Source organism: Erythrobacter sp. SN021, from assembly GCF_021864455.1.
In genome coordinates, this window is the sequence record NZ_JAKKUW010000005.1 from 209,417 (window position 1) to 221,851 (window position 12,435).

The following is a 12,435-nucleotide window of genomic DNA, read 5'->3' on the forward strand; positions in this document are numbered from 1 at the left end:
AGCCGCATGGGTATGGGTCGCACCGCAATCAGCGCAATTCTGGCATTCTCGCTCGCTGCATGTGGCGGCGGGGGCGGAAGCTCAACGGGAGGCGGGACCACCGCCGGGGGAAGCAGCGGCGGCGGGGGCGGCGGCACCAATGTCTGCTCGCTCGGCAGTCGACAGGACTGGGTGCGTGGCCAGATCGACGAATGGTATCTGTTCCCCGACCTGATCGACCAGACGGTAACCAAAACCAATTTCGGCTCGGTGCAGGGCTATATCGACGCTCTGGTCGCACCCGCGCGTGCGCAGAACAGAGACCGTTTCTTCACCTACATTACGTCGATTCGGGAAGAGAACGCGCTGATAAACAGCGGGTCGAACGCCGGCTTCGGTATTCGTCTGATTTATAACGAAAGCGCCCAGACGGTGTTCGTGGCCGAGGCTTTCGAAAATGCCCCCGCATTCGCGGAGGGTATCGACCGGGGCACACAAATCCTGGAAATCGGGGGGCAGAGCGTCAGCGCGCTGATGTCGAGCGGCGGATCGCAAGCTGTCGTCAATGCGTTAGGCCCGAACGATGCGGGCGTTACACGCTCGCTGCGCATCCGCCAGCCGAACGGTAGCGAAAGCACCGTCACCATCACCAAAGCCGAATTCTCGCTCGATCCCGTTTCCGACCGCTACGGCGCGAAGATACTGGACAACGGCGGCACGAAGGTCGGTTATATCAACCTGCGCACCTTCATCATTGACAATGCCGCACAGCAATTGCGCGACGCTTTCGGCGTGTTCCGTGCCGAAGGCGTGACGCAAATTATCCTCGATTTCCGGTACAATGGCGGCGGGCTCGTTTCGGTCGCGGAAGTGCTTGGCGATCTGCTGGCCGACAACAGGACCGGTCAGGTTTTCAGCCGCACATTATACCGCAGTTCGAAAAGCGCGTTCAACGAAACGCGGCCCTTCGGCGCGGAACCACAGGCAATCGCAGCGATCAAGATTGCAGTCATCGGCACGCGGGGGACGGCATCGGCAAGCGAGTTGGTGGCCAACGCCTTCATCCCCTATCTGGGCGACAATATCGCGTTGGTCGGTTCGAATACGTTCGGCAAGCCGGTTGGCCAGATCGCCCGCGACCGTTCGGCCTGCGACGATCGCCTGCGGGTTGTTGCCTTCCGTTCGGTCAATGCGAACGATCAGGGCGGCTATTACAGCGGCCTTGCCGGCGTGATGCCACGAACCTGTGCTGCCGCGGACGACATCCTCACGCCGCTGGGCGATCCGGGTGAAGCCTCGGTTGCCGCAGCGCTCGATTTCCTTGCCGGGCGCAGTTGTTCGGCCATAGGTGCCGCGCCAGGCACGACATCATCGGGCAGCGAGGAACCGGACAGGCAGCAACTGATGATGCCGGATACGCCCAGCCCCGCTCAGCTTGAGGTGCCGGGGCTGCTATGACCCAGCATCGCTATTCGACCTTTGCCGAATTCTGGCCGTTCTATCTGCGTGAACATTCGCGCCCGGGCACGCGTGCCCTGCATTATGTCGGCACCACGCTGGTCGTCGCGCTCGCCGTGGCGGCGGTGCTGACGGGTCGATGGCTGTTGCTGGCCGCCATGCCGGTGGCGGGGTATTTCTTCGCCTGGATCGCGCATTTCGGGCACGAGAAGAACCGCCCGGCCACCTTCACCTATCCACTGTGGAGCCTGCGCGCCGATTTTCGCATGTGGTGGCTGTGGCTGACGGGCAGGCTGGGACCCGAGCTGAAAGCAGCGGGCGTTTCCCGCACCTAGGCGAGCGCGGCGGCCAGTGTCGCCAGCCCCAATCCGGCCGACAAGGGCACGCGCAGCGCCATCCACCAACGCGGCGCAAGGAGGCCGAGCTTGGCATCGACGCCGAGGCTGACCAGCAAAGCGCCGCCCAACATGGCCAGCGAAGGCTCGGGCCATGGCCACTCGAAAACCCAGGGTAGGAAAGCCGCCAGGGCAAGCAGGCTGGGCAGGACGGCCGCGACCCACAGCCAGCCGAGCGTCCGGCGGCGCTCAGCAGCGGGTGCGGCGGCGGCAATCCCCCACCACATCCCGCCAAGGAACGACAGGATAAGCGCTGCATAGGCGAAAGCGACGCCCAGAGCCGCGCCGCGCCATTCGCCAGGTCCGAGATAGAGAATCGCCACACAGGCCAATTGCGGCAGCAGCCCGGCCAGGCCGAGCCAACGCGGCCAGGCAGGCACACTATTCACCGTTCCGTCACCCGATCGGCATCAAGGATAGCCCCGAAGCCGACAATCGGAGTGCGGATATCGGCAAGCCAGAAAAAGATGCGCCCGGGAGCCGAAGTCCAGTCGGCCATCAGGGTATTTCCAACTCGGTGAAGGGTTGGCTGTCGGTCCAAGCACATCCCTGCCGCTGCTCGTTGCCGATCAGCAGGGTGGCGGTGAAGGGATAGCTGCGGTCGCTCATAGCATCGGAGCACTCTCCCGGCGTAATGGTGAGGTCGAACCCTACACCGTCCATCGTGCCGCTGATGCCCAGCCCGTTATTGCCCGCAAAGCGTTCGACAGGAAACTCCGCGCCATCGGGGTTTTCAGGCGTCGTATAGGTCGCCATGCCGCCCCCGGCCGCGCCACCCCAGAACGGTTCCGTGCCGGTGTAATGGACCACTTCGGTATCGGCGATACCGTCGAAGGTCGAGCTCTGCAGCGAACCGGGCCCCGGATCGTCGTTGCCGCTGCACCCCGCCAGGGCCAGCGCTGCGCAGAGTGGGATACTCGTAATCTTGATCAAGCCGCTCTCCTGTGTTCGCGGATGAAATCGACCGTCTGGCTGCGCGCCTGCTTGGCTTCGGGCACCGGCAGCAACATCCAGACATGGAACATGTCCTTATACTCGCGATAGACATGTTCGGGCATCCCCGGTTCATCCAGTCGTTTCGCCAGCCGACGTCCGTCGACGATCAGAATGTCCGAAGTGCCCGAGAATATGGCTATCGGCGGCAGGCCTTCGAGGTCGCCGAACAGCGGGCTGACACGGGGATCGTCGCGCGCCAGATCGCCGCTATACATCGCGCCGCAGGCTTCCAGCCCGCTCACTGCCAGCATCCGGTCGCGTCGTTCGATCGCACGCTGACCTTCGGCTGTGGCGGTCGCATCAAGCCAGGGCGAATAGAGCACCAGGCTGCCGGGCATCGGGCCGCCATCCGCCTTGAGCATTTGCGCCAGCGCCAGGCTCATCCCGCCACCCGCACTGTCGCCCATCACGGTGATGTTCTGCGCGCCATGGCGAGCTGCCAATTCGAGATAAAGCGAATGCATCGCTGCGAGCACCTCGGGCGCCTTGTTTTCCGGCGCGAGCGGATAGACCGGCACCGTTGCCGAGGCCCCCAGCCGCTCGCACAGATCCGCCACAGTGTCCCAGTGCACGGCGGCGATATCCATCACATAGCCGCCACCATGGAGGTAGAACAGGTGCGGCGCACCGGGCCTGGCCCCGCCCCTCGGCTCTATAGTGACCACAGGAAAGCCGCGACTGGCGAATTCGCGAATGTCGAAGCGCTTATGCCATTTGGCCCGCGGACGGACCGGCCTTCGCGCGCGCAGTTTAGCGATCCTTTCATCGAGTCTGTCGGGTTCGGCGAAAAAACGCTTGATGCCGAGCAAGGGCAGAGCGAGGTCGACGAGGCGTGCGCGGATACTGGCCATTCTTCTCGCTCCCTCAGCCGGGGTTCGTATCGAAAGCGGGAATGTCGCCCGTATCGACCCAGCACTGCTTGCTGCGCGTCCAGATATGCGCGGACGGTTGGTAATCGGACGGATCGTCCAGCGTCCCCGCCTTGACCCACAACATCCCCGGCGACACCTCCACCTTCGAGAAGAGCGGCGAACCGCAGGTGCCGCAGAACTGCCTTTCAACCGATTTGCCGCTTTCACCGCTATCGCGATAGGTCACGGGTTCGCCGTTTATGGAAACCTTATTTTCGGGCATCCCGATGATCGTGGAAAACGCGCTGCCCGACTGTTTCTGGCAATGGGTGCAATGGCACACAATCGATGCCGCCGGATCGCCTTCAATCACGTAGCGGACCTGGCCGCATAGACAGCCGCCTTCAAAACGCTCCATATCTTCCTTTCCCTCCATTCGGCCCGCGAGACTAGCCCGGCAGGTGCGCGTGTCCAGCACAGTCGCTGCTCATCTCTCCGGCCTCACCCCCGTTTCCGTGTGCCCGTACTGACAGCGTGCCGGAACGCAGTCTGCCGGAACACCAGGGCATGGATCGGCGTTAACTAGGGCGAAAGACGCAATCCCATGAAGCTACCCCGCCTCGATCCCCGCTGGTACGCCGTCCCGCTCATCGCCGCAATCGTCGCGGCGGGGGCGCTCAGTGGCAGCGCGATCGGGTCGACGCCGATCCTTGCGCGGAGCGAGAGCATGATCCCCGAGGCGCCGCGCAATGCCGGTATCGGCGAATTTCGCCTCGACACGCGCAAGCCCCCGCCCAATCACTATCCACTCGTCACGCCGACAGGCACGATTCCGGTGACGGAGCTGGCTCGCCACGGGCGTCTGCGCGATGAATGGCAGGCCTTCGGCAACCATGCCGAGGAGCGAACCCTGCTCGACGCGGATTACGGTTGGGAGCTGAGCGATGCGGAGATCGACCGGCTCGATCAGTGGCAGCCGAGCCCTGCCCGCGCCGGTCTTGCGGATCGCGCGGTGGTAACCGGACAGATGCCGCATGTGATCGTTTCTTCCCCGCAATCGCGTGACGAAGCCATCACACGGGCATCCGGACCAATTGCGGCGCCCGTTGCCATGCCTCAGCCCGGCTTGGAGGAAACAGCGCTCGGGCATGCCGCTACATCGGGATCGGGCGAATAGGCCAACCGGTATTGCCGGAAACCATGCTGGGAAGCCCGATAAACGAAAGGCGGCCCCGTCGCCGGGACCGCCTCGCATTCCTACGATCTGGCGGGGTCCGCCTATTGCGGCATCAGCACCGTATCGATCACATGGATCACGCCGTTGGAAGCCGCGACGTCGGTCGCGGTGACGGTCGACGTACCGCCCGCGGCATCGGTCAGTACGACATCGCCATCGACCACAGTGGCGGTCAGCGTACCGCCATTGACGGTGGTGATGGTATAACCGCCCTCCCCAGCATCGGCGATGGCCTGCGTCAGCGTGGCAGCGTCCACATTACCTTCCACCACATGGTAGGTTAGGATGGTGCCGAGCGTTTCGGTATCGTTGGTGGTCAGTTCGGTCAGCGTCGCCTCGGGGATCTTGGCGAAGGCATCGTTGGTCGGCGCAAAGACAGTGTACGGCCCTTCGCCAGACAGCGTCTCGCCCAGACCTGCGGCAGTCACCGCGCCGACCAGGGTGGAAAAGGTCTCGTCGCCCTGCGCGACTTCCACAACCGTGCCAGGCGCCATTGCTTCGGCATTGGCCATCTGATCGGCGGCGGCGGCTTCTTCATAGGTATCGCTTTCCGGCGGCGTTTCCGCGCAGGCGGCAAGCGCCAGCGATGCGGTGGAGGCGAGTGCGAGGGTTAGCTTGTTCATCATAGGTCCTTCTTCGGTAGTCCGTGAGCATGCCCACAGCCGATTCATCCGGCCGGTGCTTCTAGTAGATACGAACGATGGGCGCGCATGGATGTTTCGAACATCCGTCTCATTGTGCCGAAGCGGCGCGTAAGTGCGTTAAGCCGTGGCAAGATGCGCGCGGAGGGCACGGCCTGGCCGGTGCGGGCGAACAGCCCGTCGAAAGTCGATGCCTCATCACCCCTCTGGCGGGGTTTTGCGGATTGGCGGTGCTGCGGGGAACCGGTTCACCCGTGCCGCGGGGTAAGGCCTGGGGGCCTTGATGGCGAAAGAAAGGGTCAGCCGCCCTGTGCGGCCAGCGCATCGCGCGCGGCGGCTTTTTCGCGTTCCACCTTGGCCCGGCCTTCGGCTACCCGCCGTGCCTGATCGGCCAGTTCGGTCCAGGTGGCGGCGGCGCGCATTTCGCGTTGGCGCACATTGTCGAGCGTGGCCTCCTCGGCCGCGGCGCGCGCTTCGCGAGCACGTGCAGCGTAAAAATCGTAGGTCTGGCTCATGACGTGCCCCTTTCGAGCGTTCCGAGGGTATGCCGCGCGCCGCCGGCCAAAGCCGGAACGGCGCGCGACGCGTGCGATCAGTCTGCGCTCGACAGGTTCACCGCGCTGGCCTTGCCGTTGCGGCCCGTTTCGACTTCGTAGTTGAGCCGCTGCTCCTTATCGAGCGTGGTCATGCCAGCGGCCTGCACGGCGCTGATGTGGACGAAGCTGTCGTCCGAACCGTCATCGGGCTGGATGAAGCCATAGCCTTTGTCGGAGTTGAAGAATTTGACTGTACCGGTCTTGCTCATGTGTCGTTCCTTTCAAGAACGCGAGGAGTTGCCGTGCCGCAACATGCGGAACGGTCGTGCGTAAGGTCGTCCGAAGAAAGGAAGTCGTCGTCTGGTTTTCGCCGGGGCCCCGAATGCATGGCAAGCGGGCAAGCGGCGTCGTCAAAATCCGAAGTCCGTCGCAAATTTCGACGTCAGCAGGGATGCTCTACCACGCCCCTGCCGAAATACCTAACTCTATTACCGGCTTCCCGATGAAGCGGCGCGAAACGGCGAACCCGCCATGGCGGGCTCGGCTCCAGTCGCAAGGAACGGTTCCTACATCACCTTGTCGGGACGCGCGTCGTGCCTATGCTTCTCGCTCTTGCCAAAATGCCGGTCGAGCCGCTGGGCGAGCGTGGCGGCGGCCTTGCGCGCGGCATCATCGACAGTGGAGGCATGTTCGGTCACGCCGATCGCCCGCCCGCCGCTGGGCCGCGCCTCGATGGTGCAGGCCTTGTCGTCGGCCCCGCCCTTTGCGCCATTCTCGTCGCGAACATGAATTTCGAGCCGCGTCAGCCGATCCTCGAACCGCGCCAGCTTGTCGCGCACGGACGCCTCGATGCGTTCGGCAACGTTTTCCGTGCCCATGACGCTGCTGTCGGAATTGAACTGGATCTGCATGTGTGACTTCCTCTTATTCTCTTTATCCCGTCCGCTTTCCGATATGGGCCTTCGTGCTGCACTTTCCAGCACAATCGCACGGGGTTAGAGCGCTTTTCATGAGCCTGTCCGCCCCAACGCCGCCCACCATCCTCGTCGATGCCGATGCCTGCCCGGTGAAGGACGAAATCTACCGCGTCGCCGAACGGCACGGGGCGCATGTCCGCGTGGTCAGCAACAGCCCCTTCCGCGTGCCGATGAGCGAACGGGTCAGGCGCGTGCTGGTGTCGGACAGATTCGATGCTGCCGACGACTGGATTGCAGAGAATGCGGACGCGCGCAGCGTGGTGGTGACCGCAGACATACTGCTCGCCGAACGCTGCCTCAAGGCGGGTGCGCGCGTCCTGAAACACGACGGCCGCGAATTCGACGCCGCCAGCATCGGCAGCGCCATCGCCACCCGCGCAATCATGGAAGACCTGCGCGCCGGGATGGACGGAGTGGGAGGCGGCCCGCCGCCGTTCAGCAAGGCGGACCGGTCGAAGTTCCTGCAGGCGCTGGACCGGGTGCTGGTGAGGATCGCACGCGGCTGAAGCCGGTCAGGCAGGTGCGCCCGCCGGTTTCGCTATCTATTCCCTGCAATCGGCCCATAGAGGGGCCGGGGCATTCCGCCCCGATTGGAAGAGACCATGGCCAAGGGCCAGCAGAAGAAGAGCCGCGAGAACCGCAAACCCAAGCAGGAAAAACCCAAGACCAACGCCTCAAACCCCAGCACCAAGCCCGGCAGCGTCAAGGGGCTGGAGAATATGCGTAACAGCTAGGGGCCTCAGCCCTCCCCGCGCTCGACCGGCGGCTGTTGCTTCTTTGCCTTGTGCTCCGCCAGCAGCCGGTCGATCTCGACAATCCGCAAGCGCTCGGGCGTATCGCGCTTCAATCCCTTGAGGCGGCAGGTCGCCCACAGCTGGCGGCGTTCGGATTCGAGGTTCTTGCGATAGAGATCGGCCATGCGCCGCTATGGGCGCGTTCGAGCGCGCTGGCTAGCGCAGTCGCGCTCGGTGGAACCGCGCAGCCCGTCAAGAGGGATGGTGTCGGAACCCGTCGGCGATTTCGACTCCGCCAGCATCGGCAGCGCCCCCAAAGCATTCGGGCCACCCGCGCGATCATGGAAGACCTGCGCGCCGGAATGGACGGAATGGGCGGAGGCCCGCCGCCGTTCAGCAAGGCGGGAGTCGGAGCCGCAGGCGGAGACGGCCAAAGGCCACCTGCACGGTCGAACTTCCTGCAGGCGCTGGACCGGGTGCTGGTGAGGGTGCGCTAGGCGGAAACGAGGTGCTGGCGGAACCAGTCGGCGAGTTCGTCTTCGGACAATTCGTCGGCCGCAAGGCGCTCGACCGTGCGGATGGCGTCCAGTTCTTCGAATGACAGGCTCAGCCCGTTTTTGCGCAGGAACAGCCTAGCGGTGACCCAGGCAGTGCGCTTGTTGCCGTCGGCAAAGGGGTGGTTGCGCGTGAGACCGAAGGCATAGGCCGCCGCCAGCGCGCAGAGATCGTCCTCGCCATAGGACCTCTGGTTGACGGCGCGCGCCAATGCGGATCCGAGCATTCCCGCATCGCGAATGCCCGAAGGACCGCCGTGCTCGGCCAGTTGCCGGTCGTGCAGCGCAAGCGCGGTCGGCTCGCCCACCCAGCGCGGTTCGGTGCGGTTGGTCAAGCTTATCCCCTCCCTTGAGGGAGGGGTCGGGGGTGGGTGTACGGCATTGCGTGGTCGCACCGCACCTGAACCGCCAAGCCCCCACCCCTCGATCCCCTCCCCGCGGGGAGGGGAGGGTAGACAGCAATCATTTCGCCAGCGCGCGAAGGATGTTGCGATCCTCGCGCATGATTTCCTCGGCCAGTTCCATGTCTTCGGCAAAGTCCGGATCATGCGCGGTAAGCCTGACCCCGTCCGGCCCCTCGGTGAGATACAGCTGATCCCCCAGCCCTACGCGCAGGCGCGCCAGCACCTCCTTGGGCAGGACGATCCCGGCGGAATTGCCGATCTTGGTGATCTTGAGCGGCTTGTTCATACGGGTGTTATAACGTCGAGTTCTGCGGTTCGCAAACCAAAGCTTCGCCTCAATCTTCTCTCGGTGTCCATACAAAATGAGTACCATTCTCAAATTCCCGCAAGACCTCAGCGACGTCTAAAGGCGCGAAATTCTGGGTGATCGAGCCGAACGGAAAAAACTCCGGGGTAAAGCTCTCGACGTTGCCGTCCGCCCTAAGAAAAAGATGCGCAGCACCGGGAATCAAGCCAGGATTTAAGGGGATTTTGGCATTGGGATTATGAAGAACAGAAAGCCCTTCAACCCAGGACTCCTCGTACCCAGCTGCGTTGACTAAGACGCGGAACACTTGAGGCAAAGTCGTATTCGGGTCATGATTTACCTTTGTGCCGGACCGAATTGACACGACCCTACCGGACCCGAATCCATTAAGGATGCCCATCCTATTGAATTTACTTACCGTTCCGTTGTTGCTAAAGATGATCCCCGACACGTTCTCTGTATCCGGTAAATCGAAGAAGCCGGAAGGAATTACCTTTTCACCCCAGCGATGTTCTTTAATCTTTTTGGGCAGAATTCTGAGCGTACCGTCGTTTGATTTTTCGAAGCTATGCTCGAAGCCAAATAAATAACTCTCCAATGCAGAACGCGTGTGGACCATCGATTGGGGACTGGAGAAATCGTGAATGGCAATCAAAAATGGCAGGGATTGCACGCGCTCATGCTCCCAGTATTTTTTCTTCATTTTGGAGTACAGAACGCTGCCAAATTTGATGGGCATGTAATGACGCAAGTATTGCTGTTTCTCCTCCTCGGTATCGGTCGGTGGAGGCGGAATTATCTCACTACCTGTTCTAGTCGGCCCGACGGTGGCCGCTTCAACTGCCATTGAACCAAAAAGACTCTTGGCTATGAAGTCTGGAACGTGAACGGTCGTGTCGATTTCGAAATCTAGCTCATTGAAAACTGCGAAGAGATACAGCTCCCAGATTCGTTGATCGAACCCCGCCGTTTGGAACTGCTCGACAAAATTTCCGTCTACATCTCGGTGCCAGCGCATCATAGGCTCGATTACGCCGAGTGCAGGCGACAAATTCTCTTCGCTTATCAGCCGACGAAAGCTCGGACTCAACTGGGAATGATCGTAGACGGGTGTGAAAAAATCGATGGGCTTATTTGGTTCATCGTCTTGAAAATGCTCTTCGGGCGGTGCCTGCTTAGCAACTTCCATCTCGATAGCGAGTGATGCACGGGCAGCGTCTAAAGTCTGCCCGAACTCTGTAACTCGCACGCAGCGATATCTATGGACAGCATCTCTCGCAAACACCGTGCCGCCAAAATCATTGTCGGTTCGATCTTCGATGATCATTCCGACTATGCGACCGCTGTCTACTTCATAGAATTCAACTTCTCGCGCCATGACGCGAGCCATTGGCTGCCGGGCGTATCCAGCTAGGGCATTGAAGCGACTTTCACTTATCTGTTCCAATAGAGATTGTCCTAGTCACCCCTCCCGCAAGTACAGCTTCTCCCCCTTCTCGCGGTAAACCTCGCTCATCTCCTCCATGCCCTTCTGCGCTTCCTCGGCCTCTTCGGCTGAGGTATCGGCACGCAAGTTCTCGGTCGCCAGATAGCTGTCCGAATTCTGCTTCGCCGCGAACTCGCGCACTTCCTGCGTGATCTTCATCGAGCAGAATTTCGGGCCGCACATGGAGCAGAAGTGGGCGGTCTTGGCGCCTTCCGCAGGCAGCGTCTGGTCGTGATATTGCTCGGCCGTGTCGGGGTCGAGCGACAGGTTGAATTGGTCGCGCCAGCGGAATTCGAAGCGGGCTTTCGACAGCGCATCGTCGCGGACCTTGGCGGCCGGGTGGCCCTTGGCGAGATCGGCTGCGTGGGCGGCGAGCTTGTAGGTCACCACGCCCACTTTCACATCGTCGCGGTCGGGCAGGCCGAGGTGTTCCTTGGGTGTGACGTAGCAGAGCATCGCCGTGCCGTACCAGCCGATCTGCGCCGCGCCGATACCACTGGTGATGTGGTCGTAGCCCGGCGCGATATCGGTGACGAGCGGCCCGAGCGTGTAGAACGGCGCTTCGCCGCAGGCCTCGAGCTGCTTGTCCATATTCTCCTTGATCTTGTGCATCGGCACGTGGCCGGGGCCTTCGATCATCACCTGCACGTCCTCTGCCCAGGCGCGCTTGGTCAGCTCGCCCAGCGTGTAGAGCTCGGCGAACTGCGCTTCGTCATTGGCGTCGGCGATGGAGCCGGGGCGCAGGCCGTCGCCCAGCGAATAGGCGATGTCATAGGCCTTCATGATCTCGGTGATCTCGTCGAAGCGTTCGTAGAGGAAGCTCTCCTTGTGATGCGCGAGGCACCATTTCGCCATGATCGAGCCGCCGCGGCTGACGATGCCGGTGACGCGCTTGGCGGTCATCGGGACATAGGGCAGGCGCACGCCGGCATGGATGGTGAAATAGTCAACGCCCTGTTCGGCCTGTTCGATCAGCGTGTCGCGGAAGATTTCCCAGGTCAGGTCCTCGGCAATGCCGCCGACCTTTTCGAGCGCCTGGTAGATGGGCACGGTGCCGATGGGGACGGGCGAGTTGCGGATGATCCACTCGCGCGTGTCGTGGATGTTGCGGCCCGTGGAGAGGTCCATCACCGTGTCCGCGCCCCAGCGGATCGACCAGACCATCTTGTCGACCTCGGAGGCGACATCGGATGCCACGGCGGAATTGCCGATATTGGCGTTGATCTTGACGAGGAAGTTGCGCCCGATCGCCATCGGCTCTGTTTCGGGGTGGTTGATGTTGTTGGGAATGATCGCGCGGCCCCGCGCAACCTCGTCGCGGACGAATTCGGGGGTGACGTAGTCGGGCAGCGACGCGCCCCAGGGCTGGCCATCGTTGCGCGCTTCAAGCCGGGCGACTTCCTCGCGCAGCATTTCGCGGCCGAGGTTCTCGCGCTCGGCGACATATTCCATCTCGGGCGTGATGATGCCGCGCCGTGCATAGTGCATCTGGCTGACATTCGCGCCGGGCTTCGCGCGCAGCGGGCGCCTGATGACATTGGGATAGGCCGGGACGCCGCCCGAACGGTCGGGGCCAAGCTGGCCGTTATCTTCCGGCTTTACCTCGCGCGCATCGTATTCCTCGACATCGCCGCGCGCCATGATCCATTCGCGGCGTAGCTGGGGCAGGCCCTTGTTGATATCGATGGTCGCATCGGGATCGGTATAGGGGCCGCTGGTGTCGTAGACGCGCACGCTGGGCTCGCCGCCCTCGAGATCGATCTCGCGCATGGCGACACGCACGCCCGAGCCGCTCTTCGCGCCGACATGGACCTTGCGACTGCCACGGATCGGGCCGGTGGTCACGCCAATGTCGAATTTGCTGTTGATGTCGGCCATGC

Annotated in this window: 19 protein-coding genes; 6 read left to right on the top strand and 13 right to left on the bottom strand. The window is 62.5% G+C overall.

Going from position 1 to position 12,435, the window contains the following annotated elements:
- Window positions 1-6 precede the first annotated feature (6 nt).
- Both L5849_RS12595 and L5849_RS12600 read left to right on the top strand, forming a co-directional pair.
- Window positions 7-1,437, top strand: a complete 1,431-nt coding sequence (locus tag L5849_RS12595; RefSeq protein WP_236925862.1) for a S41 family peptidase — start codon at window positions 7-9, stop codon at window positions 1,435-1,437.
- Window positions 1,434-1,772, top strand: coding sequence for a DUF962 domain-containing protein (locus L5849_RS12600; protein ID WP_115415171.1), 339 nt, complete (start codon window positions 1,434-1,436; stop codon window positions 1,770-1,772). The genes L5849_RS12595 and L5849_RS12600 overlap by 4 nt, the downstream gene beginning before the upstream one ends.
- Here L5849_RS12600 and L5849_RS12605 read toward each other — a convergent pair.
- The 4 genes from L5849_RS12605 to L5849_RS12620 all read right to left on the bottom strand — a co-directional run bounded on the left by L5849_RS12605 (window position 1,769) and on the right by L5849_RS12620 (window position 4,097).
- Entirely contained in the window at window positions 1,769-2,212 is a 444-nt protein-coding gene (locus tag L5849_RS12605; protein WP_236925863.1) for a DUF3429 domain-containing protein, read from the bottom strand. The genes L5849_RS12600 and L5849_RS12605 overlap by 4 nt on opposite strands.
- A 118-nt stretch (window positions 2,213-2,330) precedes the next feature.
- On the bottom strand, window positions 2,331-2,765 hold the full coding sequence (locus L5849_RS12610) for a COG3650 family protein (protein ID WP_236925864.1): 435 nt from the start codon (window positions 2,763-2,765) through the stop codon (window positions 2,331-2,333).
- Window positions 2,762-3,679: an alpha/beta hydrolase gene (locus L5849_RS12615; RefSeq protein WP_115415173.1), complete on the bottom strand. Its 918-nt coding sequence runs from the start codon at window positions 3,677-3,679 to the stop codon at window positions 2,762-2,764. Before L5849_RS12615 ends, L5849_RS12610 begins: the two co-directional genes overlap by 4 nt.
- Window positions 3,680-3,692: 13 nt before the next feature.
- On the bottom strand, window positions 3,693-4,097 hold the full coding sequence (locus L5849_RS12620) for a GFA family protein (protein WP_115415174.1): 405 nt from the start codon (window positions 4,095-4,097) through the stop codon (window positions 3,693-3,695).
- A 186-nt stretch (window positions 4,098-4,283) separates the two neighbouring features.
- Between L5849_RS12620 and L5849_RS12625 the strand changes: the two genes are divergently transcribed.
- Window positions 4,284-4,856 carry a hypothetical protein gene (locus L5849_RS12625; RefSeq protein ID WP_236925865.1) on the top strand — a complete coding sequence of 191 codons (573 nt, stop codon included), beginning with the start codon at window positions 4,284-4,286 and terminating at the stop codon, window positions 4,854-4,856.
- A gap of 101 nt (window positions 4,857-4,957) precedes the next feature.
- Here L5849_RS12625 and L5849_RS12630 read toward each other — a convergent pair whose 3' ends face one another.
- The 4 genes from L5849_RS12630 to L5849_RS12645 all read right to left on the bottom strand — a co-directional run bounded on the left by L5849_RS12630 (window position 4,958) and on the right by L5849_RS12645 (window position 7,004).
- A complete protein-coding gene (locus L5849_RS12630; protein ID WP_115415176.1) occupies window positions 4,958-5,539 on the bottom strand; it encodes a fasciclin domain-containing protein in 582 nt (193 codons plus the stop codon).
- Window positions 5,540-5,856: 317 nt separating this feature from the next.
- Window positions 5,857-6,072, bottom strand: coding sequence for a hypothetical protein (locus tag L5849_RS12635; protein ID WP_115415177.1), 216 nt, complete (start codon window positions 6,070-6,072; stop codon window positions 5,857-5,859).
- Window positions 6,073-6,149: 77 nt separating this feature from the next.
- Complete coding sequence (locus tag L5849_RS12640) at window positions 6,150-6,362, bottom strand: cold-shock protein (RefSeq protein WP_115415178.1); 213 nt, start codon at window positions 6,360-6,362, stop codon at window positions 6,150-6,152.
- Between the two features lie 297 nt (window positions 6,363-6,659).
- Complete coding sequence (locus L5849_RS12645; RefSeq protein WP_236925867.1) at window positions 6,660-7,004, bottom strand: HPF/RaiA family ribosome-associated protein; 345 nt, start codon at window positions 7,002-7,004, stop codon at window positions 6,660-6,662.
- Between the two features lie 98 nt (window positions 7,005-7,102).
- On the opposite strand from L5849_RS12645, the gene L5849_RS12650 reads away from it, so the two are divergent.
- Together L5849_RS12650 and L5849_RS15965 are read left to right on the top strand one after the other, a co-directional pair.
- Window positions 7,103-7,576 carry a YaiI/YqxD family protein gene (locus L5849_RS12650; protein ID WP_236925868.1) on the top strand — a complete coding sequence of 158 codons (474 nt, stop codon included), beginning with the start codon at window positions 7,103-7,105 and terminating at the stop codon, window positions 7,574-7,576.
- 96 nt (window positions 7,577-7,672) lie between these two features.
- Window positions 7,673-7,804 (top strand): hypothetical protein, encoded by a 132-nt coding sequence (locus tag L5849_RS15965; RefSeq protein ID WP_255704424.1) that lies wholly within the window; start codon window positions 7,673-7,675, stop codon window positions 7,802-7,804.
- A 5-nt stretch (window positions 7,805-7,809) separates the two neighbouring features.
- Here L5849_RS15965 and L5849_RS12655 read toward each other — a convergent pair whose 3' ends face one another.
- Window positions 7,810-7,989, bottom strand: a complete 180-nt coding sequence (locus L5849_RS12655) for a hypothetical protein (RefSeq protein WP_236925870.1) — start codon at window positions 7,987-7,989, stop codon at window positions 7,810-7,812.
- A gap of 156 nt (window positions 7,990-8,145) precedes the next feature.
- Here L5849_RS12655 and L5849_RS12660 point away from each other — a divergent pair, with 156 nt between their 5' ends.
- Window positions 8,146-8,301 carry a hypothetical protein gene (locus L5849_RS12660; RefSeq protein WP_236925909.1) on the top strand — a complete coding sequence of 52 codons (156 nt, stop codon included), beginning with the start codon at window positions 8,146-8,148 and terminating at the stop codon, window positions 8,299-8,301.
- On the opposite strand, the gene L5849_RS12665 is transcribed toward L5849_RS12660, so the two are convergent.
- The 4 genes from L5849_RS12665 to thiC form a co-directional block, all read right to left on the bottom strand.
- Complete coding sequence (locus L5849_RS12665; RefSeq protein WP_236925871.1) at window positions 8,298-8,693, bottom strand: type II toxin-antitoxin system death-on-curing family toxin; 396 nt, start codon at window positions 8,691-8,693, stop codon at window positions 8,298-8,300. The two genes, L5849_RS12660 and L5849_RS12665, sit on opposite strands and share 4 nt — an antisense overlap.
- A gap of 127 nt (window positions 8,694-8,820) precedes the next feature.
- Window positions 8,821-9,048, bottom strand: a complete 228-nt coding sequence (locus tag L5849_RS12670) for an AbrB/MazE/SpoVT family DNA-binding domain-containing protein (RefSeq protein ID WP_236925872.1) — start codon at window positions 9,046-9,048, stop codon at window positions 8,821-8,823.
- 49 nt (window positions 9,049-9,097) lie between these two features.
- Complete coding sequence (locus tag L5849_RS12675) at window positions 9,098-10,516, bottom strand: hypothetical protein (protein ID WP_236925874.1); 1,419 nt, start codon at window positions 10,514-10,516, stop codon at window positions 9,098-9,100.
- A 15-nt stretch (window positions 10,517-10,531) separates the two neighbouring features.
- Window positions 10,532-12,433: a phosphomethylpyrimidine synthase ThiC gene (gene thiC / locus L5849_RS12680; RefSeq protein ID WP_236925875.1), complete on the bottom strand. Its 1,902-nt coding sequence runs from the start codon at window positions 12,431-12,433 to the stop codon at window positions 10,532-10,534.
- Window positions 12,434-12,435 lie beyond the last annotated feature (2 nt).

Coding starts and splice junctions, on each gene's coding strand:
- L5849_RS12660 (WP_236925909.1), top strand. CDS start 8,146: ATGGAAGACCTGCGCGCCGGAATGGACGGAATGGGCGGAGGCCCGCCG.
- L5849_RS12655 (WP_236925870.1), bottom strand. CDS start 7,989: ATGGCCGATCTCTATCGCAAGAACCTCGAATCCGAACGCCGCCAGCTG.
- L5849_RS12645 (WP_236925867.1), bottom strand. CDS start 7,004: ATGCAGATCCAGTTCAATTCCGACAGCAGCGTCATGGGCACGGAAAAC.
- L5849_RS12650 (WP_236925868.1), top strand. CDS start 7,103: ATGAGCCTGTCCGCCCCAACGCCGCCCACCATCCTCGTCGATGCCGAT.
- L5849_RS12670 (WP_236925872.1), bottom strand. CDS start 9,048: ATGAACAAGCCGCTCAAGATCACCAAGATCGGCAATTCCGCCGGGATC.
- thiC (WP_236925875.1), bottom strand. CDS start 12,433: ATGGCCGACATCAACAGCAAATTCGACATTGGCGTGACCACCGGCCCG.
- L5849_RS12595 (WP_236925862.1), top strand. CDS start 7: ATGGGTATGGGTCGCACCGCAATCAGCGCAATTCTGGCATTCTCGCTC.
- L5849_RS15965 (WP_255704424.1), top strand. CDS start 7,673: ATGGCCAAGGGCCAGCAGAAGAAGAGCCGCGAGAACCGCAAACCCAAG.
- L5849_RS12600 (WP_115415171.1), top strand. CDS start 1,434: ATGACCCAGCATCGCTATTCGACCTTTGCCGAATTCTGGCCGTTCTAT.
- L5849_RS12635 (WP_115415177.1), bottom strand. CDS start 6,072: ATGAGCCAGACCTACGATTTTTACGCTGCACGTGCTCGCGAAGCGCGC.
- L5849_RS12620 (WP_115415174.1), bottom strand. CDS start 4,097: ATGGAGCGTTTTGAAGGCGGCTGTCTATGCGGCCAGGTCCGCTACGTG.
- L5849_RS12615 (WP_115415173.1), bottom strand. CDS start 3,679: ATGGCCAGTATCCGCGCACGCCTCGTCGACCTCGCTCTGCCCTTGCTC.
- L5849_RS12640 (WP_115415178.1), bottom strand. CDS start 6,362: ATGAGCAAGACCGGTACAGTCAAATTCTTCAACTCCGACAAAGGCTAT.
- L5849_RS12630 (WP_115415176.1), bottom strand. CDS start 5,539: ATGAACAAGCTAACCCTCGCACTCGCCTCCACCGCATCGCTGGCGCTT.
- L5849_RS12625 (WP_236925865.1), top strand. CDS start 4,284: ATGAAGCTACCCCGCCTCGATCCCCGCTGGTACGCCGTCCCGCTCATC.